Below are 26,834 nucleotides of genomic sequence, written 5' to 3' on the forward strand. Positions count from 1 at the left end.
CGATCGAACACCAGTAAGCTGAAGGGGTTATCCGACGATCGGGAGGCTTTCGACGTGGTCGACTTCATTGTGTTCATGGTCCTGTTCCTGGGCGGTTTCTACCTGTTCGGCCTCTCCTGGAGCCTGGACACCGCACAGGGAGCCGTGTTCTCGGCCGGCATCCTGCTGGTGAGCCTGGCGCTCGCCTACGTCATGCGCCAGCGCGGCTCGGACACCCGTCGCCACGACAACTGGAACCAGCAGGGCAAGTGATCCTGCGGCGCCGCCGCGTGCGCGGCGCCGACGCTCACGGGGGCTGCGTCACTCATTCCATTCGATGAGCAGCAGCCCCTGTTTCGTGTCCGCGAACTTCACCCAGCCGTCGCCGAACTCGTAGGTCATCCCGAACCCGTCGTCGTCCTTCGCGATCGCATACGAGGGGTCCTCCGTGAGATAGGTGCTGCCGTCCTCGCGGGAGCGCAGCCAGCCGTCGCGCTCCAGAGCGGACTGCGCCGTACGCGCCACCTGCTCGCTGATCGGCCCCCAGCCGTACATCTGACCGTGATCCGACGCGGTCGTGTAGTCGGCCCAATCGCAGCGCAGGCCGCCGTCGATGACCGTCTCGCCGATCGTGAGCGGCTGCTCCTTGAACGTCCAGCCCTGGGACGTCAGCGCATCGACGGTCCCCGCGGAGATCATCGTGTCGCAGGTCAGCGGCTCACCGGCCGTGGCGCGGGGTGTCTGGGCGACCGGGGACGGGTTCGTGGTCACCGTCGCCTGAGGGGTCTGCGGCGGTGAGTCGGACGTCGGCGTCGGGTCAGGGGCCGGGGGCGTGCCGCTGCACGCGGTGATGGTCAGAGCGGCCAGCAGCACGCCGACAGCCAGGGAGGTGCGGTTTTTCATGTGATCCGTGGGGGAGGGGGCGCGTGCGGCGCTCAGGAGCGGTGCGCGTCGCGGAACAGGGAGAGGAACGGGTCGTGCAGGATGCCGTTGGTGGCGAGGGCGGAGAGGGAGGACAGGGTGTCGGCGCCGTCGAACGCGGTCATGCGGCCACCGGCTTCGCGGACGATGGGGACGGCCGCCGCGATGTCGTACTCCTTGACGTCGAACTCCGCGACCATGTCGATGCGTCCTTCGGCCAGGAGCATGTAGCTGAAGATGTCGCCGTAGGCGCGATCCCGCCACACCCTGTCGGCCACCGCGAGCAGCTCGGGCAGCCTGCCGGCATCCGACCACTGCGCGATGCTCTGGAAGCTGACGCTCGCGTCGTCGAGGGAGTCGACGCCGGACACGGAGAGACGCCGTGGGCCGGCACCCGTCGCGGTCCATGACCCCTGACCGGTCGACGCCCACCAGCGCCGCCCGAGAGCGGGCATGCTGACCACACCGACCTGGGGGACGCCGTCCACGGCGAGAGCGATCATGGTGCCCCACAGTGGAACACCGCGCAGGAAATTCGCCGTGCCGTCGATGGGGTCGATGATCCATTGGCGGTGCGCGTCACCCTGACTGCCGTACTCCTCGCCGAAGACGCCGTCTTCCTGCCGCTCGTCGCGGAGGATGCTGCGGATCGCGCGCTCCGTGGCGAGATCGGCGTCGGTGACGTGCGTGCGGTCCGCCTTGCGGGAGACTTCGAGATCGGGCGCGTCGAATCGCGGGAGGGACTGCGCATCGGCGGCGTCCGCGAGCCGGAGCGCGAGTTCGAGGTCAGCACTGAAGTCCGTGGCGGAGGGGGAGGCGGTCACTCTTCCAGGCTAGCCCGGGGGTGACATCGCGAGAGGCCGGGCGTGTATCGGTCGTGAAACGATACGCAACGCGCCCGGGTTCCGGAAGCGATTTGGTGCGCACTCGCGCCGCTGGTAATGTAATTCCTCGGTCGGAGTGCTCACTCGGACCACGCACCTCTAGCTCAATCGGCAGAGCAATTGACTCTTAATCAATGGGTTCAGGGTTCAAGTCCCTGGGGGTGCACGGATCAGCCACGAAGACTCTCGCCAGTCCTCGTGGCTTTTCTGCGTCAGCAGGCGCTCCGCGCGCGACGCGCCTGAGCGAAGCGCCGCTACGGTGATGCACCGCCGCCGATGAGCTCCGCGGCCTCCTGGATGCCTTCGACGAGGTGCACGTGCCCCTCCATCGGACGCCCCTTCGCGAGAGCCTTCAGCAGCGGCCAAGCCGGGTAGTGCTCGGTCCAGTACTCGCGGCCGACGAGCACCATCGGGGCGATGGACGACTCGTCCGCGTAGTAGTTCTCGCAGGCGTCCTGGAAGATCTCCTGGATGGTGCCGGCGGCGCCGGGCAGGAACACGATACCGGCCTGGCAGACCTGCAGCAGGATCGCCTCGCGCTGCGCATTATGGCAGTACTTCGCGATCGCCTGCGCGAACGGGTTGGGCGGCTCGTGCCCGTAGTACCACGTCGGGATGCCGAGGGACTCCGCGCCGGCCGGAAAGCGATCGCGCACGGTGAAGGCGGCATCCGCCCAGTCGCCGATGCGGGGAGCGAAGTCCGGCACCGCGCCGAGCATCTCGATCGACTCGCCGAGTGCGTCCTCGTCGTATTCGGACAGGTACGCGCCGAGATTCACCGCCTCCATCGCGCCGGGACCGCCGCCCGTGGCGACGGTGTGCGTCTGCGCCAGCATCCGCCCCAGCCTCGTGCCGTCGACGTAGCCGCGCTCGCCGCGTGCGGCGTCGTGACCTCCCATCACTCCCACCAGCGTCCGCTCCCGCGTCCAGTCCTCGAGGGCGAGGCCGAGGCTGTGGTCGTGCAGCGCCTGCGCCAGGGCGGTGTCCCTGGAGTCCTGGTGCTGCGACCAGGCGTAGACACGCGCGTCCAGGCTCTGCGGGTAATCCGCCGTGTCGTACAGCTCCTGCGGGGTGTACAGCGCGGTCCGGTACATGTCGACCGGGACGGCCGGGATCGTCGGAAAGACGATCGCGCCACGCGCCCGCACGGACTCGCCGTCCTCCGGACGCAGCAGGCATCCCAGGAACAGCGCCCCCGTCACCTCCACCGCCCGCAGCGCCCCGCCGCGATCGCGCAGGTCGATGCCACGAAGCCGCCACCCCGAGAGGGAGCGCGCTCCGGCAGCGAGACGGTCGTCGAGGTCGTCGAGCGCGTCGATGTAGATCACACGTCCATGAGTTCTCCGCATGTCGACGAGATTAGGCGCACTCGCACTTCCGCCTGCCGCGACGCGGTGACATCATGGCGATCAGGAGGTTCTCATGATCGAGCTTGACGACATCGACCAGGACGAGGACGGAGCTCTGACAGCCAGTGTCGAGCTGCCCGGCGGGCGCCGCGTCACCGTGGAGTACGAATTCGAGGAGGAATTCGAGCGCGACGACGACGACGATGAGGACGACGACATCGTCCGTGAGGACCTGCCCGACATGGACGCGATGCAGTCGACCGTGCGCCATGCGCTGGCCAGGCTGACGCAGGAGACGCTCGACCAACGCGAACAGGAGGTGGCCGAGGAGCTCACCGATGCCGCGTACGAGGGCGATGATGACGCCGACGTGGAGAGCGCGCTCCGCGATCTCAGAGCGGATATCGTCCTGGACGGCGTGATCGTGTTCGGCGACGGCGGGATCACACTGCTCTACCTCGCGCCGGAGGAGTACCCGGACATGATCATCTACTGTCTGCTCGACGAGGACCTGGAGATCGAAGACCTGATGGTGGAGTAGCCCGTCCGCTTCCGTTCAGGCAGAACCCCGTATCAGGCCGCGTCGCCGAGCAGAATCGCCTCGGCGTCCTCTCCGGCACCGTCACCGGGATCGTCGATGTGCGCCAGCACGCGGCGCCCGAGCAGCACGGTCAGAGCCGCGACGATGACGGACGCCGCAGCGAACACGTAGGGCACGGTGTCGCCGAATGCATGAGCGAGCGCCGCGGCCACCGGCGGAGCCATCGCGCCGCCGAGGAAGCGAACCGCGGAGTACGCGGAGGAAGCCACCGAGCGCGGCAGATCCGTCGCCTCCATGACGGCTTCGGTGAGCACGGTGTTCATCACACCCAGCAGCAGGCCGCCGACGACGATGCAGACCACGAGAGCCGCCGGGCTGGCCACCACCATCCCGGCGGCGACGAGATCGACCGCGAGCAGTGGCAGCGTCGCGAGGATGATCGTCGTCCGCGACAGCCGTCTCATGAGCGCCGGGGCGACCCATACGCTCGTGACGGCGAGCGCGACACCCCAGCCGAAGAACGTGAAGCCGATGCCCATGGCGCCGAACCCGAGGGGGAACGGCGAGAATGCCAGCAGCACGAAGAACCCGATGTTGTAGAAGAGGGCGGCGACGGCGAGGATCGCCAGGGCAGGTCGTCCCAGCGCACGGAACGGCGCCGAGAACGGCATCGGCACGCGCGCGTCCTCGCCGCTGCTGACCAGGGCGAGCACCGCGATGAAGCCGATGGCCATCAGGGCGACGACGCCGAAGAACGGCCCGCGCCAGCTGACCTCGCCGAGCAGGCCGCCCAGGAGCGGTCCGATGGCGATGCCGAGACCCAGAGCGGCCTCGTACAGCACGATAGCCGCCCCGCTGCCGCCGGCGGCGGCTCCGACAATGGTGGCGAGCGCCGTGGAGATGAACAGCGCGTTTCCCAGGCCCCAGCCCGCCCGGAATCCGATGACCCAGTCGACGCTGCCGCTCAGAGCGCTCAGCAGGGCGAAGACCACGATCAGTCCCAGGCCCGTCAGCAGAGTCGCCTTGGCTCCGATGCGGCTGGAGATCCAGCTGGTCACGAGCATTGCGAGCCCGGTGACCAGGAGATAGCTGGTGAACAGCAGCTCGGTCTCGACGGGGGATGCCTGCAGGGATTCCGCGATCGCCGGAAGGATCGGGTCGACGAGGCCGATTCCCATGAACGCGACGACGCACGCGAACGCCACCGCCCAGACCTGTGCGGGCTGACGCCAGACCGATCCCTGGGGTGCTCCGCTCATGCGACGTCTCCTGTCGTGCTCGATTCCTGTGCGTGGAGGGCGAGGATGTCGGCGGCGCGCTGCAGCGCGGACCAGTCCTCCTCGGTGAGTTCGCGGAAGCGGGGGGCGAGCGTGTCGCGCATCTCGGTGCGCCAGTCCGCGAGCGCCTGCAGACCGGCGGGAGTGGCGGTCACGACGGTCGCGCGGGTGTCGGCCGGATCGGCGGTTCTGACCACGAGTCCGGACTGCGCGAGTGCGCCGATGAGCCGGGTCATGCCGGGCTGCGTGGTCCGCGCTGCGGAGGCGAGTTCGCCCAGGCGCAGGCTGCCGAGCCGTTCCAGGATGCCCAGTGCACGCCACTGCGCCGAGGGCGCCTCGTTCCCCGCCTCCTGGGCGGCGATACGGGCCAGCGCATGGGCGGACAGCACCAGGGACGGGATCACATCCGCTCTATTCATGCCATGAAGTATATATCGTGCGGTATGCATCGGATGCCGTGCTGTGTTGACCTGCGCCGACCCGTGCTATACATTACCTGAATCGGGTTTCATGTTCTTACCTTCCACTGCTGAAAGGCCTCCAGATGCGAGTTACGAAGAAGTTGCTCCTCGGCTCGGTGCTCGTCACCGCGGCCCTCGTGATCACGGCGTGTGCGCCGCAGGCGGGCGCACCCGCTGCCGACGGCGGTGACCAGAGTCCTGCCGAAGTGCGAGTGGGTGTCATCACCAGCGAGACGGGCCCGCTCGCGGGCTACGGCAAGCAGTACCTGGACGCGTTCGCCGTCGGTCTCGACTACGCCACCGACGGCACCGGCGCGGTGGACGGCACCACCATCGTCATCGAGAACCGCGATGACGCGGGCGACCCCGACACGGCGGTTACCGCGGCGAAGGAGCTCATCGGTGACGGCGTGAACATCCTGCTGGGCAGCGCCTCGTCAGGTGTCGCGCTCGCCGTGGCGGAGCAGGCCGCACAGAACAAGGTGCTCTTCATCTCCGGCCCGGCGGCGGCCGACGCCGTCACCGGCATCAACGACTACACGTTCCGCTCGGGTCGACAGTCCGCGCAGGACGTCGCCACCGCAGGAACCTTCCTTGATGACATCGACGGCAAGAAGATCGCGGTGTTCGCGCAGAACACCGCGTTCGGGCAGGGCAACGTCGCTGCGGTCGAGGCGATCCTGGGAGCCAAGGGTGCGACGGTCGAGCCGGTGCTGGTGGCCGAGGACGTGACCGAGTTCACCCCGTTCGCGCAGCAGGTTCTCACCGCCGAGCCGGATCTCGTGTTCGTCGCCTGGGCCGGAGCCACCTCCGGTGCGATGTGGCAGGCGATGAGCCAGCAGGGTGTGCTCGACGACATCCCGGTGGTCACGGGTCTCGGCGACAGCGCCACCTTCGGCGCTTACGGCGTCGCTTCCGAGAAGATCAACTTCCTGAACCACTACTTCGCCGCCGCACCCGACAACGAGGTCAACACCGCGATGGTCACCGGTCTGGAGAAGGCGGGCGGCGAGCCCGATCTGTTCAGCCCCGACGGCTTCAACGCCGCGATCATGCTCGTGCAGGCTGTCAAGGAGGGCAAGGGCGACGTGGATGCCATGATCGCCGCGCTTGAGGGCTTCGAGTTCGAGGGGCCGAAGGGCAAGAACACGGTTCGCGCCGAGGATCACGCGCTGCTGCAGGACATGTACCAGGCCAGGCTCGTCGCCCAGGACGGCTCCTTCGTCCCCGAGCTGGTCTCCACTGTTCCCGCCGCAGACGTCGCCCCGTGACCCGGAGGATCAGCCCACGATGAACACCCCAGTCCCGTCCGCGAGCGGAGCTGCGCTTCGGATCGAGGGTCTCGGCCTCGACATCGGAGGTGCGACCATCCTCAAGGACGTCGACCTCGCGATCGAGCCGGGTGCCCTGGTCGGAGTGATCGGACCCAACGGCGCAGGCAAGACCACGCTGTTCAACGCCGTCTCGGGGCTCGTCCGGCCCACTGCCGGGCGCATCCTGATGGACGGCGTGGACATCACCCGCACCAGCGTGCCCCAGCGCGCGCGGGCGGGACTGGGCAGAACCTTCCAGACCTCCAGCCTGTTCCCGCAGCTGACGGTGCACGAGAACGTGCGCACCGCGGTGCAGGCGACCCAGCGCGGCAGCTACTCGCTGTTCCACTTCCCCAGGCGCACGGATGCCGCCGGCGTCCGCGCCGAGGAGCTGCTGCACTCGGTCGGCCTCGGGCACCGGCTGGACGCCCGCGCGGGCGACATCGGCCACGGCGACAAGCGCAAACTCGAGATCGCCGTCCTCCTGGCCACCCGCTCCCGGTTGGTGCTGCTCGACGAGCCGATGGCGGGTGTCGCCTCCGGCGATGTCGCGGGGCTCGTCGACAGCATCCGGGCTCTGCAGGCCGAGACCGGCTGCACCGTGCTGATGGTCGAGCACCACATCGAGGTGTTGATGGGACTGGTGGACCTGGTGGCCGTGATGTACTTCGGCAACATCATCGCCGTGGACACCCCGCAGCGGATCATGGAGAACGCGACCGTGCAGAGCGCCTACCTGGGGACGAGCGCATGAGCGCCCCGATCCTGCAGGTGCGGAACCTGCGCGCCTGGATCGCCGGCCAGCAGGTCGTCGAGGACGTCACCTTCGACGTGCCGGCCACGGGCATCACCGCCGTGCTCGGTCGAAACGGAGCGGGCAAGACCTCGACGCTGCGAGGCATCCTGGGCCTCATCACCCGCAAGGGCGAGGTACTGCTGGACGGTGAGCGGATCGACGGGCTGAGCACGCACCGCATCGTCCAGAGGGGCGTCGGGTACGTGCCCGAGGACCGCGACGTCTTCGCCGGACTGACCGTCGCCGAAAATCTCGCGCTCGCCGAGCGCCAGCGCGAACCGCGTCGCGACTTCGTCGCACAGCTCTTCCCCGACCTCGTCACGCGTCGCGACCAGCGCGCTGGCACCCTCTCCGGAGGGCAGCAGCAGATGGTCTCCGTCGCCCGTGCACTGCTGAACGACAACCGCCTGCTGCTGGTGGACGAGCCCACCAAGGGGCTCGCCCCCAAGATCGTCACCGAGGTGTCCGACGCGCTCGCCGAGGCCGCTCGGGTGGTCCCGATGCTGCTCGTCGAGCAGAACCTCGATGTCGTCCGGCGATTGGCCGATCAGGCCATCGTGATCGCCGATGGGCGCGTGGCGTTCGTCGGCCGCGCATCCGAGATCCTCGATGATGCCGACCTGACCCGGCGCCTCCTGGGCGTCAGCGCCGAGGAGCACGCATGAGCACTCTCATCCTCACTCTCATCATCGGCCTGGGTCTGGGCGCGCTGTACTTCCTCGTCGCCAGCGGCCTGAGCCTGATCTACGGGCTCATGCACGTGCTGAACTTCGCGCACGGCGCCTTCCTCACTCTCAGCGCCTTCGTCGGCTGGGCCGTCGCCCAGGCCATCGGGGTCACCAGCTGGGGCGGATTCCTGCTCTCGATCCTCATCGGGGCCGTGGTCGGCGCGGTCTTCGCGGCAGGCACGGAACTGCTGCTGATCCGGCCGCTGTACGAACGGCACATCGAGCAGGTGCTCGTCACGGTCGGACTGTCGTTCGCCGCGGTCGCGCTGTTCGAGGGCATCTGGGGCACCGACCCGATCACGATCGCCGGGCCGGCCTGGCTCAGCCGCACCACCTCGGTGCTGGGCGCCAGCATCCCCAACAAGTACTGGGTGCTGATCATCGCCGCCGGCCTCGTGCTGGCGGGCCTCGTGCTGTTCCTGAAGAAGACCCGCTACGGCATGATCATCCGCGCCGGTGTGGAGAACAGGGCGATGGTCACCGCGCTCGGCATCGACGTGCGCCGCTCCTTCACGCTCGTGTTCGCGATCGGCGGCGCCGCGGCGGGCATCGGCGGCGTCCTCGCGATGCACGCGCTGACGTACGTGTCGGCGCACATGGGATCCACCCTGCTCATCTTCGCGTTCATCGTCACCGTCGTCGGCGGTCTGGGCTCGCTCACGGGAGCGGCCATCGCCTCGGTGCTCGTCGCCGTGATGCAGCAGGTCGCCAACACCTATCTGGGCGGAACGGGCGATTTCATCGTCGTGATCCTGCTCGCGGTCGTCCTGCTCGTGCGCCCGGCCGGGCTGATGGGAAAGAGGGCATGATCATGCGCGCGACCCGTGTCTCCCGCCTTCTCCCGCTCCTCGTGGGGGTGGTCCTCGTCGTAGCCCTGGCGCTGCTGCCGATGCTGAACCTGTCGATCCCCGGCATCCTCCCCGGCCCGACGTACACGCCCGGGTCGCTCGCGCTGATGTCGCTGTGCATGGTGTTCGCGGCCCTCGCACTGTCGTACAACCTGCTGCTCGGCACGGCCGGGATGCTGTCCTTCGGGCACGCTCTGTACTTCGGCGCCGGAGCCTACGGACTGGGCATCGTGCTCAGAGCCGCCGAGCTGCCGCTGGTGCCCGGAGTTTTCGTCGCACTGCTCGGCGGCATCGTCATCGCCGTGGTCACCGGAGCGGTGGCCATGCGCGTGAACGGCATCCCCTTCGCGATGGTCACGCTCGCGTTCGCGCAGGCCGGATCCGTGCTCGTGCGCCGCAACCAGGCGATCACCGGCGGCGAGGAGGGCCTGGGATTGAACACCGCCGGCGTTCCCGACTGGTTGGTCGGCGTGGTCAACACCCGCAACCTGTACTGGGTCTGCCTGGCGGTCGTCGTGCTGGTCTACCTGATCGTGCTCTGGGTCGATCGCTCGCGCCTCGGGCACCTCGCCGCCGCGGCGCGCGAGAACGAGCTGCGTGTGCGCGTGCTCGGGCTGCATCCGTCCCGGGCCCGACTCCTGGTCTTCGTGATCGCCGGACTCTGCGCCTCACTGGCCGGCGTCGCCTACCTGCTGCTGCAGTCGGGCACCCAGCCCAGCGCCGTCGGGGCCGACCTGACCATCACGGTGCTCGTCATGGTGGTCCTCGGAGGCGTCGGCTTCCGCTGGGGAGCCGTCCTCGGGGGTGTGCTGTACACGATCCTCGACCAGCGGCTCACGGTGCTCGCCCGCGCGGACGGCATCCAGCAGCTGCCCGATGTGCTGCGGGTGCCCCTGTCGGAGCCGCTGTTCATCCTGGGCGTACTCTTCATCCTCGTGGTTATGTTCCTCCCCGGCGGCATCGCCGGCACCGTCGACTCGTGGCTGCGACGTCGACGCGGCGGGCAGACCGGCGGGGGCCTGGATGCGCTCGAGGAGCAGATCGATCGGCAGGCGGTCGCGCCATGATGGATGCCATGGCGGGCCCGCACACGATCGGTCGCTGGCTGCGCGACAGCGCCGCCGCGGCTCCCGCGCGCGTCGCCGTGGACGACCGCGGCGTCCGCACCGACTACGGCACACTCGCGGCCCGCACCGACGCCCTGGTGCGGCGGCTCGCGGATGCCGGTTACGGCGCCGGTCAGCGGATCGCCACCGTGTCGGGAAACTCCACCGACCACATCGTGGCGTTCTTCGCCTGCGCTGAGCTGGGGATCGGCTTCGTCCCGCTCTCCTGGCGGTTGACACCGGCGGAGCTCGCGGACCTGCTCACCCGGACCGATCCCGCCCTGCTCCTGATCGAGGACGAGCACTGCTCGCTGGCGGCGGCGGCCCTCGAGATCGCGGAGATCGACGCGCCGAACGCCGTGCTGGGTGTGTCGGGCATCGAGCGGGAGGCGCCGGGCTCGGCGACATCCGCGCCCCGCCGGCCCGCCCGGGACGACGATCCGCTGCTGATCATCTACACCTCCGGGAGCGAGGCCGCCCCCAAGGGCGTGATTCTCACGCACGAGAACTGCTTCTGGAACAACCTCGCCCTCGACCGGGCGATGCCGCTGAACACCGACGACGTCGTGCTCGCCATGCTGCCGCAGTACCACGTCGCCGCGTGGAACGTGCAGCCGTTGCAGGCCTGGTGGCGGGGCGCCACCGTCGTTCTGGAGCGCTCGTTCGACCCCGGGCGCGTGCTGCAGCTGATCTCCGCGCGAGGCGTCACCGCGATGATGGGCGTTCCGACCCAGTACCGGATGCTGCAGCGGCATCCGCTGTGGGCGTCCGCCGACCTGTCCACGCTGCGACGCGTCGTCGCAGGAGGCGCGACCGTCCCCGAAGACCTCGTCGCGCACTGGGCGCAGCGCGGGGTCTTGTTCACGCAGGGCTATGGGCTCACCGAAGCGGGCCCCAACGTGCTCCACCTCCCGTCGGAACTCGTCTCGGCGCATCCGGGAGCGGTCGGACGACCCTATCCGGGCGTCGACGCCCGGATAGTCGACCCTCTCACCGGTTGCGAACTCGAGGGCGCCGCAACCGGGGAGCTGTGGGTGCGCGGTGCGAGCGTGTTCGCCGGCTACCTCGACGACCCCGAGGCCACCGAGCGCGCCATGAACGGTGATTGGCTGCGCACCGGCGACCTGCTGCGCCGGGATGCCGACGGCGTCCATCACGTCGTCGATCGGCTCAAGGAGATCTTCGTCTCGGGCGGAGAGAACGTCGCGCCGGCTGAGGTCGAGCGTGCTCTCGGGGCGCATCCACTGGTCGCCGCCTGCGCCGTGGTCGGTGTGCCGGATGACACCTGGGGGGAGCGCGGTTTCGCGTTCGTCGTGACGGTCGCGCCGGTCTCCGCCGATGAACTGCGCGCCTTCGCCGCCGAACGTCTGGCGTCGTTCAAGCTTCCCGCGCACATCGAGTTCGTCGACGAGCTGCCGCGCTCGACGATCGACAAGATCGCCCGAGGTCGACTGCGCCGATGGGCGCAGGAACTGCTCCGCGAGCAGAAGGAGAACCATGACCATGCACACTGAGGACCCGCCGGTCTCCCAGGCGACCGGACGTCCGCTGACCACGCGGGGGCAGAAGACGCGGCGACGCCTCCTGGAGGCGGCCGAACAGGTCTTCGCCGACCTCGGGTATCACGAGGCCTCGATCGTGAAGATCACCGAACACGCCGGTGTGGCGCTGGGAACGTTCTACCTGTACTTCGACAGCAAGCAGTCCATCTTCGAGGCGCTGGTGCTGGATCTCAACAGCAGGGTGCGGCACTCGATGTCCGAGGCGATGGCGGGGGCGTCCGGCCGGATCGAGGCCGAGCGGCTCGGGTTCGAGGGGTTCTTCCGCTTCACTGCCAGGCATCCCGCCCTGTACCGGGTCGTCCGCGAGGCGGAGTTCGTGTCGCCTGCCATGCTCCGGCTGCACTACGAACGCATCGTCGACGGCTACCAGGCCGGGCTCGCCGCCGCCCAGCGCAGCGGCGAGGTCGCCGAGGAGCTCGACACCGAGGTCGTCGCCTGGGCGCTGATGGGCGCCGGTGAACTGATCGGCATGCGGTATCTGCTCTGGGAGAAGGATGCCGACGGCAACCCGCCCGCACAGATCGCCCCGGCCGTACTCGACGGCATGACCGCGTTCATCGCTCGAGCGCTGCGCCCGGACAGCACGACGTCGCACAGCACTGAGGAGGCAGGACGATGACCGAGCACGATCTCGCGGGAAAAAGGGCGATCGTCACGGGTGGGGCGAGCGGGATCGGACGGGCCTGCGCGCAGGAGTTCGCGCGTCGCGGCGCCCACGTCGTCATCGCCGACCTCAATGCCGACGCGGCCACCGCTGCCGCCGACGAGATCGGGGGAGAGGCGTGGGTCGTCGATCTCTCCGACACGGCGGCGTTGGACGACGTGGCGCTGCAGGCCGACATCCTCGTGAACAACGCCGGCATCCAGCGGGTGAGCCCGATCGAGGAGTTCGATCCCGACGCGTTCCGCGCGATCCAGCGCATCATGCTCGAGGCTCCCTTCCTGCTGATCCGTGCGGTGCTGCCCGGCATGTACGAGCGCGGCTGGGGGCGCATCGTGAACATCTCCAGCGTCCATGGGCTGCGCGCCAGCGCCTTCAAGTCCGCCTACGTCGCGGCCAAGCACGGGCTGGAGGGACTGTCGAAGGTGACGGCGCTGGAGGGCGGCCCGCACGGCACCACGAGCAACTGCATCAACCCGGGGTATGTGCGCACTCCTCTGGTCGAGAAGCAGATCGCCGACCAGGCGCGCCTGCACGGGATCCCCGAGGCCGACGTCGTGGAGAAGATCATGCTCACGGAGAGCGCGATCAAGCGACTCGTCGAGGCGTCCGAGGTCGCGTCGCTCGCGGGATGGCTGGTCTCGGATGCCGCGGGCATGGTCACCGGTGCGTCGTACACCATGGACGGCGGATGGAGCTCCCGCTGATGCCCCACACCTATCGCACCGTCGACGTTCCCGTGACCGGGGGTGACCTGCGCGTCGGCGTCTGGGAGCCCGAGGGTGAGGCCGCGCACACCGCGCTGCTCATCCACGGCGTCACCTCGTCGCACCTGGCGTGGCCGTTCCTGGTGGACCGTCTGCCGGGTGTGCGGCTGATCGCTCCGGACCTGCGCGGTCGGGGTGCCAGCCACGCCGTGCGGGGACCCGCGGGCATGGCGGTGCACGCCGACGACATGGCGGCCGTGCTGGACGCCTTCGGCATCGCCGAGACGACCGTCGTCGGGCACTCCATGGGCGCCTTCGTCGCGGTCGCCGTCGCGCACCGGCATCCCGATCGGGTCTCCCGCCTGATGCTCGTCGACGGCGGACTGCCGTTGGATGTGCCTGCCGGCGTCGCGCCCGAGCAGCTGGTGCCGATGATCCTCGGTCCCGTCGCCGAGCGGCTGTCGCAGCGCTGGCCGAGTGTCGACGCCTACATCGACGACTTCTGGCGCGGCCACCCGGCCTTCGCCGACGACTGGAGCGACGAGCTCGAGGCGTACATCGCCTACGACCTCGTGCCCGACGGCGGCGCGCTGCGCTCGGCGACGAGCTACCGGATCATGGCCGAGGACACCGCCGACATGAACACCGGCAGCACGCTTCCGGATGCGCTGTCGGCGCTGTCGAAGCCCACGCTGTTCCTCACCGTCCCCCGCGGACTGCAGAACGAGACGCCCGGGCTGTACGCGCCGGAGCATCTGGCGCGGCTGCTCGAGACGTTCCCCCAGGTGCGGCACGTGGCGCTGCACGACCTCAACCACTACACGGTGGTCATGTCGCATCGCGGTGCCGAGAAGCTGGCGCCGCTGCTGCGCGCCGAGCTCGGCTGACCCGCTTTCAGTGCCTGGCGCCGGCGATCCGGGAGGACAGCTGGTGCGCATGCGCGAGCAGAGTGCGCCCGAGCTGGGGGAGCCGATCGGGGCCGAAGCGGAACTCCGCGCCGGTCAGGCTCAGCGCCCACTCGGCGCGACCCTCGCGGTCGAACACCGCGGCGCCGATGCCCCACGATCCCTCGACGATCAGGCCGGGATTCACGGCGTAGCCGCGCTCCTTCGTCTCGGCCAGCCGCTTGCGCAGCGGTCCCGGGCCGTGGGCGCGTCCCCAGCGCTCCTCGAGCTCGGGATGACGCTCCAGGTAGGCATCCACATCGTGGTCAGGGAGGAAAGACAGGATCGCGATGCCGGCGCTGGCGACGCCCAGCGGAAAGCGGATGCCCTCGCTGAGCACGAAGGACCGGATGGGGAACGACCCCTCCTCGCGGATCAGGCACACCGTCTCGTCTGCGCGGCGGGTGGACAGGAACGCGCTCTCCTCGGTCTTCACCGCCAGAGACCGCACGATATCGCGAGAGATCTCGGTGATGTCATACCGCGACGCCGCCGCTGTTCCCATCAGATACAGCTCGGGGCCGGGCATCCACCGCGATGTCGCGGGATCCTGATCGACCAGCCCCTCCACGCGCAGGGCGGTCAGCAGACGGTGCGCGGTCGAGCGACTGAGCTCGGCATCCCGGGCCAGCGTCTGCAGCGACGCACCGTCAGCGGACGCCGAGACCAGACGCAGCAGCGCCGAGGCACGGGCGATCGCCTGCGCCCCGGGAACCGTACGCCGCCCGGAAGAAGGTGATTCCACAATATGGACGCTACTCGTTCTCATGACCACATCGCAAGCATCCGCTTGCCCGCTGTCGCGCCTCGGGCGGATGCTGGAGGTGACCCATCACGAAGGAGTGGCCCTGTGATCGACAAACAGTTCGCATCGGCGGCGGAAGCCGTCGCCGACATCCCGGACGGAGCATCCCTCGCCGTGGGCGGCTTCGGGCTCTCGGGCAATCCGATGCTCCTCATCGAGGCGCTTCACGCGCAGGGCACCACGGACCTCAGTGTCGTGAGCAACAACTGCGGCGTGGACGACTGGGGACTGGGGATCCTGCTCGCCGCGCAGCGCATCCGCAAGATGACGTCGTCGTACGTGGGGGAGAACAAGGAGTTCGAACGCCAGTTCCTGGAGGGCGATCTCGAACTCGAACTGACTCCGCAGGGGACTCTCGCCGAGAAGCTCCGGGCAGGCGGGTCGGGCATCGCCGCCTTCTTCACGCAGACGGGCGTCGGCACGCAGGTGGCCGAGGGCGGTCTGCCTCGCCGTTACCACCCAGACGGCACGATCGCCGTCGCGTCTCCGGTCAAGGACACCCGCACGTTCGAGTTCCACGGCGAGCAGCGTGAGTTCGTGCTGGAGGAGTCGATCACCACCGACTACGCGCTCGTGCACGCGCTCAAGGGCGACCGGCACGGCAACCTCGTCTTCAACAAGGCGGCCCGCAACTTCAACCCGCTCGCCGCGATGGCGGGTCGGATCTGCATCGCCCAGGTCGAGCAGCTCGTCGAGCCCGGTGAGCTGGACCCGGACGGCATCCACCTGCCCGGAGTGTTCGTGCACCGCGTCGTGGAGGTCGGCTCCGACATCGAGAAGCGCATCGAGCGACGCACCGTCCGTCCTTCGACGGGCTCAGGAACCGAGGAAGGGAACTGACATGGCCCTCACGCGCAATGAGATGGCGGCCAGAGCCGCCCGCGAGCTCGCCGACGGCTCGTACGTCAACCTCGGGATCGGCCTGCCGACCCTCGTGCCCAACTACGTCCCCGACGGCGTGACCCTTGTGCTGCAGTCCGAGAACGGCATCCTCGGCGTCGGCCCGTACCCCACGGAGGAGAACGTCGACCCCGACCTGATCAACGCCGGCAAGGAGACCGTGACCCTGCTGCCCGGCGCGGCCTTCTTCGACTCCGCCACGAGCTTCGGCATGATCCGCGGCGGCAAGATCGATGCCGCCATCCTCGGGGCCATGCAGGTCTCGAAGAACGGCGACCTGGCCAACTGGATGATTCCGGGCAAGATGGTCAAGGGGCCCGGCGGTGCGATGGACCTCGTCCACGGCGCCGGACGCGTGATCATCCTCATGGAGCACGTCGCCAAGGACGGCTCCGCGAAGATCGTGGACGAGTGCTCGCTGCCGCTGACCGGCAGGGCGGTGGTCGACCGCATCATCACCGACCTCGCCGTGATCGACGTCACCGCCGACGGACTGGTGCTCGTCGAGACGGCACCCGGAGTGAGCGTGCAGGACGTCATCGACGCGACGGAGCCGGCACTCATCGTGTCCGAGCACCTGACCGTCTCGGAGAATCTGAAGGAGAACTCATGAGCGACATCGTCATCGTCGCGGCCGCCCGCACACCCCAGGGACGGTTGAAGGGGCAGCTCGCCTCGTTCACCGCGCCGCAGCTCGGCTCGTTCGCGATCCGCGGTGCCCTGGAGCAGGCGGCCATCTCGCCGACGGACGTCGACGCCGTCCTGATGGGCCAGGTGCTCTCGGCCGGCTCCGGCCAGAACCCCGCGCGGCAGGCCGCGATCGGAGCGGGCATCGGATGGGACGTCCCGGCGAGCTCGATCAACAAGGTCTGCCTGTCGGGCCTGACGGCCATCATCGATGCCGCGCGCATGATCCGCACGGGCGACGCGACCACCGTCGTCGCGGGCGGCATGGAGTCCATGACGCGAGCGCCCCACCTGCTCATGGGCTCGCGTGACGGCTGGGCCTACGGCAGCATCGAGGTGCTCGACCACATGGCGCACGACGGGCTGACCGACGTGTACGACCGCGAGAGCATGGGCGCATCGACCGAGCGGCACAATCCGCGCTACGAGATGACGCGCGAACTGCAGGACGCGGTCGCCGCCCTCTCGCACCAGCGTGCGGCCGCCGGCCAGCAGAACGGCGCGTTCGACGCGGAGCTCGTCGAGGTGTCCGTGCCGCAGCGCAAGGGCGCCCCGATCGTCGTCACCCAGGACGAGGGGGTGCGCCCCGGCACGACCGTCGAGTCGCTGGCTGGACTGCGGCCGGCCTTCGCCGAGGGCGGCACGATCACGGCCGGGAACTCCTCGCAGATCTCGGACGGTGCTTCGGCGGTCATCGTCACCTCGCGTGAGAACGCAGAGGCGAAGGGCTGGCCGGTGCTGGCGGTCATCGGCGCGAACGGTCAGACCGCCGGTCCCGACAACTCGCTGCAGGCGCAGCCTGCGCGTGCGATCGAGCGCGCGCTGGAGAAGCAGGGCATCGCCGCATCCGACCTGGATCTCGTCGAGATCAACGAGGCGTTCGGCGCCGTGGTCGCCCGGTCCCAGCAGGAGCTCGGACTCTCCAGCGACATCGTGAACACCGACGGCGGCGGCATCGCCATCGGACATCCGATCGGCGCCAGCGGCGCGCGTCTGGTCGTGCACCTCGCCCACCGGCTCGCCCAGCGCGGATCCGGCACAGCCGTCGCGGCGCTCTGCGGTGGCGGCGGTCAGGGGGAGGCGCTCATCCTCACCCGCTGAGTCCGTTGAACCTCCGGGCGTGGGGATCAGCGCTCGGAGGCGATCCGCGCGACCTCGTCGCGGCGCTTCTGCTTGCGCTCCCGCTTGTCCGGCTTGGGGGCGAACGGCGAGTCCGTCGCGACGGGCAGACCCTTCTCCTGGCGGCGCATGTCCTTGATCGCGCCGAGTGCCAGGGCGAACGTGATCGCCCAGCTGACCCATCCGAGGATCGCGCGCCACGTGACCTGTTGGCCGCGTGAGCCGCGCAGCAGGGTCACGCCCATGCTGATGGCGCTGAACAGTCCGGTGCGAAGGAGATAGCGCATGGCTCCACGCTATCCGAGTGGCAGGGATGCTCGGGTAGGGTTGACAGCAGTATCGACTGTGTATCTACCGGCCGTCGGATCTCCGGCGGAAAGCGGCGGCACCCGACCCGGCGTCACGCGGAACCGCTGCGGCGCCCGAGAGCCATGACGCACAACTCCTCTTCTTCGCCGAGCCTGATCCGCCTCGCAGGCCTGCCGTACTTCATCATCGCGTTCATCGCGCGCCTTCCGTTCGCGATGATGGTCGTGGGGGTGCTGACCGTCGTCGTCACCGCGCGCGGCTCCCTGGGGCTCGGCGGCATCACATCGGCCGCAGTCGGTCTCGGCACAGCCCTGATCGGGCCGTTCCTGGGTGCGGCAGCCGACCGCTACGGGCAGCGGCCGGTACTGATCGCCGCGGCGGTGCTGAACGCGATCATGCTCGCGGCGTTCGCCGTCGTCGTCTACAGCCCTCTGGATCAGGCGTTCGTGCTGGTGTCCGCCTTCGCGATCGGCGCGACGGCTCCCCAGGTGTCGCCGATGTCGAGGTCGCGGCTGGTGACGATCATAGACGAGCGGATGCCGCAGGCCCTGCGTGAGCGAAGCACCTCCGCGACCATGTCGTACGAGTCGGCGGCCGACGAGACCGTGTTCGTGTTCGGACCCTTCATCGTGGGGGCGCTGGCATCGCTGATCACACCGTGGGCTCCGATCGCCCTGGCATCCGCCCTCACCCTCGTCTTCGTGGGCGCCTTCGCACTGCATCCGACGGCGCGGCACGTCTCGGCGACCCGAGGCGCCGACGGGTCGGCCCCCACTCCGGCGTCGGACCTGTTCCGACCGGTGCTGCTGGTGGTCGTCATCGGCATCCTCGGCGTCGGCCTGTTCTTCGGCTCCATGCTCACCTCGCTGACCTCGTTCATGGCCGACCGCGGAGCGGCGGAGCAGGCCGGCCTGCTCTACGGGGTGATGGGCATCGGCTCGGCGATCCTCGCCCTCGGCGTGGCCTGGTTGCCTCCTCGCTTCACGCTGCACGCGCGCTGGATCGTCTTCGGCGGCATCCTGCTGGGCGGCTCGCTGCTCGTCGCCGGAGCTGCCGACGTCACCACCATGACGATCGCGCTGGGTCTGCTGGGGATCGGCATCGGACCGACGCTGGTCACGCTCTACAGTCTGGGGGTCGCACGCAGCCCGCTGGGCCGTTCGGCGACGGTGATGACGATGCTGGGCTCGGGGATCGTGGTCGGCCAGGCCGCGGCCGCGGCGATCACGGGTCAGCTGGCGGAGAGCACCGGCACGGCAGCGGCGCTGATCATGCCCCTCGCCGCCGCGGCGATCGTGGTGGCGGCCGGTATCGCAAACCGGCTGCTCTCACCACCCCTGCGCTGACACGGCTCGCGCTCGGTAGCCTGGAGGTACCGAGCAGAGGAGTCCCATGGTCGCCGCAGAGTTCGTCGTCGTCGCCAACCGCCTTCCGGTCGATCGGATCGTGAATGCAGATGGAGAGGAGACCTGGCGAACCTCGCCGGGCGGACTCGTGGCCGCACTCGAGCCGATGATGCGCAGCGTGGACGGCGCCTGGGTCGGCTGGGCGGGCATGCCGGATGTCGAGATCGCGCCGTTCGACGCCGACGGCATCCGCCTGATCCCCGTCAGCCTCAGCGAGCAGGACATCGAGGAGTACTACGAGGGATTCTCGAACGACACCATCTGGCCGCTCTACCACGATGTGATCGCACCACCGCAGTACCACCGGGAATGGTGGGAGGCGTATGTCTCCGTCAACCTGCGGTTCGCCGAGGCCGCTGCCGCCGCCGTGGCGAAGAACGGCACGGTCTGGGTCCATGACTACCAGCTTCAGCTCGTCCCCGAGATGGTGCGCAACCTGCGTCCGGACATCACGATCGGATACTTCCACCACATCCCGTTCCCGTCGCACGGCCTGTACGCCCAGCTGCCGTGGCGCGATCAGGTGCTGCGCGGCCTGCTGGGCGCCGACGTCATCGGCTTCCAGCGGGCTCAGGATGCCGCGAGCTTCCTCGCGGCGACCAAGCGGCGGCTGGGGTACGAGACCAAGGCCGCGTCGGTGGCGATGCCCGACGGTCGCGTCAGTCAGGTGAAGGCCTTCCCGATCTCGATCGACACGACGCCGTACCGGGAGCTGGCCAGGCGTCCCGACATCCAGGCCCGCGCGCTCGAGATCCGCGAGGGACTCGGCAACCCCAAGCACATCCTCCTGGGCGTGGACCGGCTCGATTACACCAAGGGCATCGGGCACCGCATCAAGGCGTACGGCGAATTGCTCGACCAGGGCCGCATCTCGGTGGAGGACGTCGCCTTCATCCAGGTGGCCAGCCCCAGCCGCGAACGGGTGAACGCCTACATGCTGCTGCGCGACGAGGTGGAACTCGCGATCGGACGCATCAACGGCAACCACGACACGCTCGGGCACACCGCGATCCGCTACCTGCATCAGGGCTTCCCGCGCGAGGAGATGGTGGCGATGTACCTCGCTGCCGACGTGATGCTGGTCACGGCGCTGCGCGACGGGATGAACCTCGTCGCCAAGGAGTACGTCGCCACCCGCGCGGACAACCGCGGTGTGCTGGTGCTCAGCGAGTTCACCGGCGCCGCCGACGAGCTGCGCCAGGCGGTGCGCATCAACCCGCACGACATCGAGGGCGTGAAGGATGCCATCGTCACGGCCATCGAGATGCCGCGTCACGAGCAGAGCCGGCGGATGCGCTCGCTGCGCAAGCGCGTGCTCGAGCACGACGTCACGGATTGGTCGCAGTCGTTCCTGCGAGCCCTGGACCAGGCGGCGCACCGTTGCCGCCACGCAGAGGAGGAGCACGCATGACTCGGCAGTGGACCCCTGGATCGCCGGATGCCGCCGTCACCGCGATCGCCCGTACCCCCGTGCTGCTGGTGGCGCTGGACTTCGACGGCACGGCGGCGCCGCTGGTGCCGGAGCCGATGAGCGCGCGGGCGCTCCCCGCCGTGACGGATGCCGTCGCCCGACTCGCGGCGCTGCCGGACACCTTCGTCGCCTACGTGTCCGGCCGCAGCCTGGTGCACCTGCGCGAGATCGCCGAGCACGCCGACGATTCGCCGGTGCTGCTGGCCGGCTCCCACGGCGCGCAGTACTGGTACCCGGGTGAGGGAGAGTCCGACATCCCGGAGCAGGCGGAGGAACGCGAGCTCCGCGAGTCGCTGTTCGAGGAACTCGAACCACTCCTGACCGCCTACCCGGGCGTGGAGCTGGAGCGCAAGACCTTCGGGGTGGGCATCCACGGACGCCCGGCGCATCCCGACGTCGAGCGCGCCGCCTTCGCCGCCGTCGACCAGGTGCTGGCACGTCGCGCTGCGCGCTGGCGCCGACGCACGGGCGACCGCATCCTGGAGTTCTCCTCCCGAGCGGAGGGGAAGGACGCCGCCATCGCGGCCCTGCGCGAGCACACCCGGGCGACCGGCATCGTCTTCGCCGGAGACGACGTCACCGATGAGGACGCCATGCGCGTTCTGACCGCTGATGATCTGGGAGTGCGCGTGGGCGCGGGCGACACGGCGGCCACCGTGCGTGTGGAGTCCCCACAGCAGGTCGCCGAGCTCCTTGGCGTCATCGCGACCGAACGCGCCTCAGGGCGGGAATAGACTTCCGTCATGTCCTCCCGCGAAGCTCCTTCCGGTGCGCCCGGCGCACCCACCGAAATCGACATCAAGCCGCGCAGCCGAGTCGTCACCGACGGCATCGAGGCCACCACGTCCCGGGGAATGCTCCGTGCCGTCGGCATGGGCGACGCGGACTGGGACAAGCCCCAGATCGGCATCGCCTCGAGCTGGAACGAGATCACTCCCTGCAACCTGAGCCTCGACCGGCTCGCGCAGGGGGCGAAGGAGGGCGTGCACTCCGGCGGCGGATATCCGTTGCAGTTCGGCACCATCTCGGTCTCGGACGGCATCTCCATGGGCCACGAGGGCATGCACTTCTCGCTCGTGTCGCGCGAGGTCATCGCCGACTCCGTCGAGACGGTGATGATGGCCGAGCGGCTCGACGGCAGCGTGCTGCTGGCAGGTTGCGACAAGTCGATCCCCGGGATGCTCATGGCCAGTGCCCGACTGGGCCTGTCCAGCGTCTTCCTCTACGCCGGATCGATCGCACCCGGCTGGGTCAAGCTCTCGGACGGCACCGAGAAGGAGATCACCATCATCGACTCGTTCGAGGGTGTCGGCGCGTGTCGCGCCGGACGCATGAGCGAGGAGGACCTCAAGCGCATCGAGTGCGCGTTCGCACCGGGTGAGGGCGCATGCGGCGGCATGTACACCGCCAACACCATGGCATCCGTCGCCGAGGCTCTCGGTCTGAGCCTGCCCGGCTCCGCCGCCCCGCCGTCCGCCGACCGCCGTCGCGACTACTTCGCGCACCGCTCGGGGGAGGCCGTCGTCAACCTCCTGCGTCAGGGCATCACGACCAAGGACATCCTGACGAAGGAGGCCTTCGAGAACGCGATCGCACTGGCGATGGCTCTGGGCGGCTCGACCAACGTCGTCCTGCACCTGCTCGCCATCGCGAACGAGGCGGGTGTGGATCTGAGCCTGCACGACTTCAACCGCATCGGTGACAAGACGCCGCACATCGCGGACATGAAGCCGTTCGGCAACTACGTGATGAACGACGTCGACCGCCACGGCGGCATCCCCGTCATCATGAAGGCGATGCTCGACGAAGGCCTTCTGCACGGCGATGCGCTCACCGTCACGGGCAAGACGCTCGCCGAGAACCTCCGCGAGCTGAACCCCGATCCCATCGACGGTGAGGTCATCCACACCTTCGACAACCCGATCCACGCCTCCGGCGGCATCACGATCCTGCACGGCTCGCTGGCCCCCGAGGGCGCGGTGGTGAAGTCGGCCGGTTTCGACGCCGACGTCTTCGAGGGGCCCGCACGCGTGTTCGAGCGCGAGCGCGCCGCGATGGACGCCCTCGCCGACGGCGAGATCCAGGCCGGCGACGTCGTCGTCATCCGCTACGAGGGCCCGAAGGGCGGTCCGGGAATGCGCGAGATGCTCGCCATCACCGGAGCCATCAAGGGCGCGGGGCTCGGGAAAGATGTACTACTCTTGACGGACGGACGATTCTCAGGCGGCACAACCGGCCTGTGCATCGGCCACATAGCACCCGAAGCGGTGGACGCTGGTCCGATCGCCTTCGTGCGCGATGGTGATCTGATACGGGTCGATATCGCGGCTCGCTCCCTCGAGCTACTCGTCGAGGAGTCCGAGCTGAACTCCCGCCGTGAGGGCTGGGAGCCCCTTCCTCCGCGCTATACCCGTGGTGTCCTCGCCAAGTACTCCCGTCTCGTGCGCTCTGCAGCTCAGGGCGCTGTGACCGGTTGACCCTTCGACAGTCTCGGGGACCCAGCCTCCCGAGCGCACTCGATCACCTAGGAATGACATGACTCCTGATTCGGCTCCCGCCGTGCCACGACCGCCTGCGCGCCCCGCATCCGCGCCCGAGCTCACCGGCGCCGAGGCGGTCGTCCGCTCACTCGAACTGCTCGGAGTGACCGATGTCTTCGGTCTCCCCGGCGGGGCGATCCTCCCCGTCTACGATCCGCTCATGGACGCCTCGGAACTGCGCCACATCCTCGTGCGGCACGAGCAGGGCGCCGGTCATGCCGCCGAGGGCTACGCCTCGGCATCCGGCAAGGTCGGCGTCTGCATCGCCACCTCCGGCCCGGGGGCGACCAACCTCGTCACCGCCATCGCCGACGCCTACATGGACTCCGTGCCGATCGTCGCGATCACCGGACAGGTGTTCTCCACGCTGATGGGAACCGACGCCTTCCAGGAGGCCGACATCGTCGGCATCACGATGCCGGTCACGAAGCACTCCTTCCTCGTCAAGCGCGCAGAGGACATCCCCGGTGCGATCGCCGCCGCGTTCGAGATCGCCTCGACGGGGCGCCCCGGTCCCGTGCTGGTGGACATCACGAAGGACGCGCAGCAGAACGTGGCGTCGTTCGTCTGGCCGCCGAAGATCGACCTGCCCGGCTACCGGCCGGTCACGAAGGCGCACGGCAAGCAGATCCAGGCCGCGGCGACGATGCTCGCCGAGGCCAAGAAGCCGGTGCTTTATGTCGGCGGCGGCATCATCCGCGGTCGCGCCTCGGCCGAGCTGCTCACGCTGGCGGAGTCCACCGGGGCACCGGTGGTCACCACCCTGATGGCACGGGGAGCCTTCCCCGATTCGCACCCGCAGCATCTCGGCATGCCCGGCATGCACGGCACGGTGCCGGCGGTGCTGTCGCTGCAGGAGGCGGATCTGATCGTCTCGCTGGGCGCCCGCTTCGACGACCGTGTCACGGGCCGCGCGGCGCTCTTCGCGCCCAAGGCGAAGATCGTGCACGTCGACATCGATCCCGCTGAGATCTCGAAGATCCGCACAGCGGACGTGCCGATCGTGGGCGACGTGCGCGACGTACTCGTCGACCTCGACACCGCCTACCGCGGCGCGATCGCGGGATCACAGCCCGACACCGAGGAGTGGTGGTCGTACCTGGACGGGCTGAAGTCCGAGTTCCCGCTCGGATTCGCTCAGCCCAGCGACGGTCTGCTCTCACCGCAGCACGTGATCCAGCGCATCGGAGAGCTGACCGGACCCGAGGCGGTGTACGCCGCAGGCGTCGGTCAGCACCAGATGTGGGCGGCGCAGTTCATCAAGTACGAGCGGCCCAACTCCTGGTTGAACTCCGGGGGAGCGGGCACGATGGGCTACTCCGTGCCGGCCGCCATGGGCGCCAAGGTCGCCGAGCCGGACCGCGTGGTGTGGGCCATCGACGGCGACGGATGCTTCCAGATGACCAATCAGGAGCTCGCGACCTGCGTCATCAACAACATCCCGATCAAGGTCGCGATCATCAACAACTCCTCGCTCGGGATGGTGCGCCAGTGGCAGACGCTGTTCTACGACGGACGCCACTCGAACACCGACCTCAACACCGGACACGGCACGGTGCGCATCCCCGACTTCGTCAAGCTCGCCGAGGCGTATGGCTGCCTCGCGATCCGGGTGGAGAGCGAGGACGAGGTGGATGCCGCGATTAAACTCGCTCTGGAGACGAACGACCGCCCCGTGGTGATCGACTTCGTCGTGAGTGCGGATGCGATGGTGTGGCCGATGGTCCCGCAGGGAGTCAGCAACAGCTATGTCCAGTACGCGCGTGACCACGCGCCCGCGTTCGACGAGGAGATCTGAGTCATGGCGTCGCATGTTCTGAGCCTGCTGGTGGAGGACACCCCCGGTCTGCTGACCCGCGTGGCCGGATTGTTCGCCCGCCGCGGTTTCAACATCGAGTCCCTCGCCGTCGGTGTGACCGAGGTGCCAGGCATCTCGCGCATCACGGTCGTGGTGGACGTCGACGAGCTGCCGCTCGAGCAGGTCACCAAGCAGCTGAACAAGCTCATCAACGTGATCAAGATCGTCGAGCTGGACTTCTCGACGTCGGTGCAGCGCGAGCACATGCTCATCAAGGTGCGCACCGACAACAACACCCGGTCCAACGTGCTCGAGGTCGTGAACCTGTTCCGCGCCTCGGTCGTCGACTACGCTCCGGATGCGCTGGTCGTCGAGGTCACGGGCGACCAGGGCAAGGCCCAGGCGCTGCTGCGGGCGCTCGAACCGTTCGGCATCAAGGAGTTGGCGCAGTCCGGCCTGCTCGCCATCGGCCGCGGTGGGAAGAGCATCACCGAGCGCGTCCTGCGGGGCTGACCCTTCGACAACTGAATTTCTGGGTCCCTGAGCATGTCGAAGGGCCCGCCAAAACCACAACCAAGGAGAAACACACCGTGAGCACCGAGATCTTCTACGACGACGACGCTGACCTCTCGATCATCCAGGGCAAGAAGGTCGCCATCGTCGGCTACGGCTCGCAGGGCCATGCCCACGCCATGAATCTGCGCGATTCCGGCGTCGAGGTCACGATCGCCCTCAAGGAGGGCTCCAAGTCGATCGCCAAGGCCGAAGAGGCCGGCTTCCCCGTGAAGAACGTCGCCGACGCCACCGAGTGGGCCGACGTGATCATGATCCTCGCCCCGGACCAGCACCAGCGCACCATCTACAACGAGTCGATCAAGGACCGTCTGACGGCGGGCAAGGCGCTCGCGTTCGCGCACGGATTCAACATCCGCTTCGGCTACATCGACGCTCCGGAGGGCGTGGACGTCATCCTCATCGCGCCGAAGGCGCCCGGACACACCGTGCGCCGCGAGTTCGTCGCGGGCCGGGGCATTCCGGACATCATCGCGGTCGAGCGCGATGCTTCCGGTGGCGCGTGGGCGCTCGCACTGTCGTACGCGAAGGCCATCGGCGGCACCCGTGCCGGTGTCATCAAGACGACCTTCACCGAAGAGACCGAGACCGACCTGTTCGGAGAGCAGGCCGTGCTCTGCGGTGGCGTCAGCCACCTGGTCCAGGCCGGCTTCGAGACCCTGACCGAGGCGGGCTACCAGCCGCAGATCGCCTACTTCGAGGTTCTGCACGAGCTCAAGCTCATCGTCGACCTCATGTGGGAGGGCGGCATCGCCAAGCAGCGCTGGTCGATCTCCGACACGGCCGAGTTCGGCGACTACGTCTCGGGTCCGCGCATCATCGACGCCGGCGTCAAGGAGCGGATGCAGGGTGTTCTCGCCGACATCCAGTCAGGCGCCTTCGCCAAGCGCTTCATCGACGACCAGGACAACGGCGCCGAGGAGTTCCTCGCGCTTCGCGAGAAGGAGCAGGGGCACCCGATCGAGGTCACCGGCAAGGAGCTGCGCTCGCTGTTCGCCTGGAAGCAGGCGGACGAGGACTACGTCGAGGGCAGCGCAGCGCGCTGATCAGCATGAAGAAGGGGCGCCCCGCATGAACTGGTCCGCGTTTGTTGGACTGGTTTAGTTGAAGCCTATGCTGCGAGGGTCTGGGTCCGGTATTGCACCGGGC

At 68.8% G+C, this 26,834-nt stretch carries 28 protein-coding genes and 1 tRNA gene; 22 read left to right on the forward strand and 7 right to left on the reverse strand.

All coding sequences use genetic code 11. The features are described from left to right. Nucleotides 1–54 precede the first annotated feature (54 nt). A complete protein-coding gene (locus ACFQY2_RS14985; RefSeq protein WP_378746740.1) occupies nucleotides 55–252 on the forward strand; it encodes a hypothetical protein in 198 nt (65 codons plus the stop codon). Nucleotides 253–300: 48 nt separating this feature from the next. On the opposite strand, the gene ACFQY2_RS14990 is transcribed toward ACFQY2_RS14985, so the two are convergent. After that, nucleotides 301–882 carry a hypothetical protein gene (locus tag ACFQY2_RS14990; protein WP_378746741.1) on the reverse strand — a complete coding sequence of 194 codons (582 nt, stop codon included), beginning with the start codon at nucleotides 880–882 and terminating at the stop codon, nucleotides 301–303. Between the two features lie 32 nt (nucleotides 883–914). Further along, nucleotides 915–1,724 carry an inositol monophosphatase family protein gene (locus tag ACFQY2_RS14995; RefSeq protein WP_378746742.1) on the reverse strand — a complete coding sequence of 270 codons (810 nt, stop codon included), beginning with the start codon at nucleotides 1,722–1,724 and terminating at the stop codon, nucleotides 915–917. Between the two features lie 153 nt (nucleotides 1,725–1,877). Between ACFQY2_RS14995 and ACFQY2_RS15000 the strand changes: the two genes are divergently transcribed. Beyond that, nucleotides 1,878–1,950, forward strand: a tRNA-Lys gene (locus tag ACFQY2_RS15000). 88 nt (nucleotides 1,951–2,038) lie between these two features. Here ACFQY2_RS15000 and ACFQY2_RS15005 read toward each other — a convergent pair. Beyond that, a complete protein-coding gene (locus ACFQY2_RS15005) occupies nucleotides 2,039–3,133 on the reverse strand; it encodes an LOG family protein (protein WP_378746744.1) in 1,095 nt (364 codons plus the stop codon). A gap of 73 nt (nucleotides 3,134–3,206) precedes the next feature. On the opposite strand from ACFQY2_RS15005, the gene ACFQY2_RS15010 reads away from it, so the two are divergent. Further along, complete coding sequence (locus tag ACFQY2_RS15010; protein ID WP_378746745.1) at nucleotides 3,207–3,674, forward strand: hypothetical protein; 468 nt, start codon at nucleotides 3,207–3,209, stop codon at nucleotides 3,672–3,674. Nucleotides 3,675–3,706: 32 nt separating this feature from the next. On the opposite strand, the gene ACFQY2_RS15015 is transcribed toward ACFQY2_RS15010, so the two are convergent. Continuing rightward, nucleotides 3,707–4,933: an MFS transporter gene (locus tag ACFQY2_RS15015; protein WP_378746746.1), complete on the reverse strand. Its 1,227-nt coding sequence runs from the start codon at nucleotides 4,931–4,933 to the stop codon at nucleotides 3,707–3,709. Beyond that, complete coding sequence (locus tag ACFQY2_RS15020) at nucleotides 4,930–5,370, reverse strand: MarR family winged helix-turn-helix transcriptional regulator (RefSeq protein WP_378746747.1); 441 nt, start codon at nucleotides 5,368–5,370, stop codon at nucleotides 4,930–4,932. Before ACFQY2_RS15020 ends, ACFQY2_RS15015 begins: the two co-directional genes overlap by 4 nt. A gap of 125 nt (nucleotides 5,371–5,495) precedes the next feature. Between ACFQY2_RS15020 and ACFQY2_RS15025 the strand changes: the two genes are divergently transcribed. The 9 genes from ACFQY2_RS15025 to ACFQY2_RS15065 are packed head-to-tail and all read left to right on the forward strand — an operon-like array spanning nucleotide 5,496 to nucleotide 14,020. Beyond that, nucleotides 5,496–6,683, forward strand: a complete 1,188-nt coding sequence (locus ACFQY2_RS15025) for a substrate-binding domain-containing protein (RefSeq protein WP_378746748.1) — start codon at nucleotides 5,496–5,498, stop codon at nucleotides 6,681–6,683. A 19-nt stretch (nucleotides 6,684–6,702) separates the two neighbouring features. Then, on the forward strand, nucleotides 6,703–7,479 hold the full coding sequence (locus ACFQY2_RS15030; protein WP_378746750.1) for an ABC transporter ATP-binding protein: 777 nt from the start codon (nucleotides 6,703–6,705) through the stop codon (nucleotides 7,477–7,479). Further along, on the forward strand, nucleotides 7,476–8,186 hold the full coding sequence (locus tag ACFQY2_RS15035; RefSeq protein WP_378746751.1) for an ABC transporter ATP-binding protein: 711 nt from the start codon (nucleotides 7,476–7,478) through the stop codon (nucleotides 8,184–8,186). Before ACFQY2_RS15030 ends, ACFQY2_RS15035 begins: the two co-directional genes overlap by 4 nt. After that, nucleotides 8,183–9,058, forward strand: coding sequence for a branched-chain amino acid ABC transporter permease (locus ACFQY2_RS15040; RefSeq protein WP_378746752.1), 876 nt, complete (start codon nucleotides 8,183–8,185; stop codon nucleotides 9,056–9,058). Before ACFQY2_RS15035 ends, ACFQY2_RS15040 begins: the two co-directional genes overlap by 4 nt. Continuing rightward, nucleotides 9,055–10,164: a branched-chain amino acid ABC transporter permease gene (locus tag ACFQY2_RS15045; RefSeq protein WP_378746754.1), complete on the forward strand. Its 1,110-nt coding sequence runs from the start codon at nucleotides 9,055–9,057 to the stop codon at nucleotides 10,162–10,164. Before ACFQY2_RS15040 ends, ACFQY2_RS15045 begins: the two co-directional genes overlap by 4 nt. Beyond that, nucleotides 10,161–11,717, forward strand: coding sequence for a class I adenylate-forming enzyme family protein (locus tag ACFQY2_RS15050; RefSeq protein WP_378746755.1), 1,557 nt, complete (start codon nucleotides 10,161–10,163; stop codon nucleotides 11,715–11,717). Before ACFQY2_RS15045 ends, ACFQY2_RS15050 begins: the two co-directional genes overlap by 4 nt. Beyond that, the gene (locus ACFQY2_RS15055; RefSeq protein WP_378746756.1) at nucleotides 11,701–12,384 is read left to right on the forward strand and encodes a TetR/AcrR family transcriptional regulator; all 684 of its coding nucleotides are present in this window, start codon (nucleotides 11,701–11,703) and stop codon (nucleotides 12,382–12,384) included. The genes ACFQY2_RS15050 and ACFQY2_RS15055 overlap by 17 nt, the downstream gene beginning before the upstream one ends. Further along, nucleotides 12,381–13,133, forward strand: coding sequence for a 3-hydroxybutyrate dehydrogenase (locus ACFQY2_RS15060; RefSeq protein WP_378746757.1), 753 nt, complete (start codon nucleotides 12,381–12,383; stop codon nucleotides 13,131–13,133). The genes ACFQY2_RS15055 and ACFQY2_RS15060 overlap by 4 nt, the downstream gene beginning before the upstream one ends. Continuing rightward, nucleotides 13,133–14,020: an alpha/beta hydrolase gene (locus tag ACFQY2_RS15065; protein WP_378746759.1), complete on the forward strand. Its 888-nt coding sequence runs from the start codon at nucleotides 13,133–13,135 to the stop codon at nucleotides 14,018–14,020. Before ACFQY2_RS15060 ends, ACFQY2_RS15065 begins: the two co-directional genes overlap by 1 nt. A 7-nt stretch (nucleotides 14,021–14,027) precedes the next feature. Here the strand turns inward: ACFQY2_RS15065 and ACFQY2_RS15070 are convergent, their stop codons facing one another. Beyond that, the gene (locus ACFQY2_RS15070; protein ID WP_378746760.1) at nucleotides 14,028–14,846 is read right to left on the reverse strand and encodes an IclR family transcriptional regulator; all 819 of its coding nucleotides are present in this window, start codon (nucleotides 14,844–14,846) and stop codon (nucleotides 14,028–14,030) included. An 81-nt stretch (nucleotides 14,847–14,927) separates the two neighbouring features. Here ACFQY2_RS15070 and ACFQY2_RS15075 point away from each other — a divergent pair, with 81 nt between their 5' ends. Genes ACFQY2_RS15075 through ACFQY2_RS15085 form a run of 3 tightly spaced genes read left to right on the forward strand, consistent with a single transcriptional unit; the run spans nucleotide 14,928 to nucleotide 17,570 of the window. Continuing rightward, nucleotides 14,928–15,722, forward strand: coding sequence for a CoA transferase subunit A (locus tag ACFQY2_RS15075; RefSeq protein WP_378746761.1), 795 nt, complete (start codon nucleotides 14,928–14,930; stop codon nucleotides 15,720–15,722). Between the two features lies 1 nt (nucleotide 15,723). Beyond that, entirely contained in the window at nucleotides 15,724–16,395 is a 672-nt protein-coding gene (locus ACFQY2_RS15080; protein WP_378746763.1) for a CoA transferase subunit B, read from the forward strand. Further along, nucleotides 16,392–17,570, forward strand: coding sequence for an acetyl-CoA C-acetyltransferase (locus tag ACFQY2_RS15085; RefSeq protein ID WP_378746764.1), 1,179 nt, complete (start codon nucleotides 16,392–16,394; stop codon nucleotides 17,568–17,570). Before ACFQY2_RS15080 ends, ACFQY2_RS15085 begins: the two co-directional genes overlap by 4 nt. 26 nt (nucleotides 17,571–17,596) lie before the next feature. On the opposite strand, the gene ACFQY2_RS15090 is transcribed toward ACFQY2_RS15085, so the two are convergent. Next, nucleotides 17,597–17,875, reverse strand: coding sequence for a hypothetical protein (locus tag ACFQY2_RS15090; RefSeq protein WP_378746765.1), 279 nt, complete (start codon nucleotides 17,873–17,875; stop codon nucleotides 17,597–17,599). A gap of 144 nt (nucleotides 17,876–18,019) precedes the next feature. Between ACFQY2_RS15090 and ACFQY2_RS15095 the strand changes: the two genes are divergently transcribed. From ACFQY2_RS15095 to ilvC, 7 genes are all read left to right on the forward strand, one after another. Then, nucleotides 18,020–19,243, forward strand: a complete 1,224-nt coding sequence (locus ACFQY2_RS15095; protein WP_378746767.1) for an MFS transporter — start codon at nucleotides 18,020–18,022, stop codon at nucleotides 19,241–19,243. Nucleotides 19,244–19,289: 46 nt separating this feature from the next. After that, nucleotides 19,290–20,714: a trehalose-6-phosphate synthase gene (locus ACFQY2_RS15100; protein WP_378746768.1), complete on the forward strand. Its 1,425-nt coding sequence runs from the start codon at nucleotides 19,290–19,292 to the stop codon at nucleotides 20,712–20,714. Continuing rightward, nucleotides 20,711–21,508, forward strand: a complete 798-nt coding sequence (gene otsB / locus ACFQY2_RS15105) for a trehalose-phosphatase (protein ID WP_378746769.1) — start codon at nucleotides 20,711–20,713, stop codon at nucleotides 21,506–21,508. The genes ACFQY2_RS15100 and otsB overlap by 4 nt, the downstream gene beginning before the upstream one ends. A gap of 9 nt (nucleotides 21,509–21,517) precedes the next feature. Beyond that, entirely contained in the window at nucleotides 21,518–23,251 is a 1,734-nt protein-coding gene (ilvD, locus tag ACFQY2_RS15110; RefSeq protein ID WP_378746770.1) for a dihydroxy-acid dehydratase, read from the forward strand. 58 nt (nucleotides 23,252–23,309) lie between these two features. Continuing rightward, on the forward strand, nucleotides 23,310–25,112 hold the full coding sequence (locus ACFQY2_RS15115; RefSeq protein WP_378746772.1) for an acetolactate synthase large subunit: 1,803 nt from the start codon (nucleotides 23,310–23,312) through the stop codon (nucleotides 25,110–25,112). A gap of 3 nt (nucleotides 25,113–25,115) precedes the next feature. Beyond that, entirely contained in the window at nucleotides 25,116–25,625 is a 510-nt protein-coding gene (ilvN, locus tag ACFQY2_RS15120) for an acetolactate synthase small subunit (protein WP_378746773.1), read from the forward strand. Nucleotides 25,626–25,702: 77 nt separating this feature from the next. Continuing rightward, complete coding sequence (gene ilvC / locus ACFQY2_RS15125) at nucleotides 25,703–26,731, forward strand: ketol-acid reductoisomerase (RefSeq protein WP_378746774.1); 1,029 nt, start codon at nucleotides 25,703–25,705, stop codon at nucleotides 26,729–26,731. The last annotated feature ends 103 nt before the right edge of the window (nucleotides 26,732–26,834 follow it).

Source organism: Microbacterium sp. GCM10027623, assembly GCF_042666935.1.
Lineage (GTDB): Bacteria > Actinomycetota > Actinomycetes > Actinomycetales > Microbacteriaceae > Microbacterium.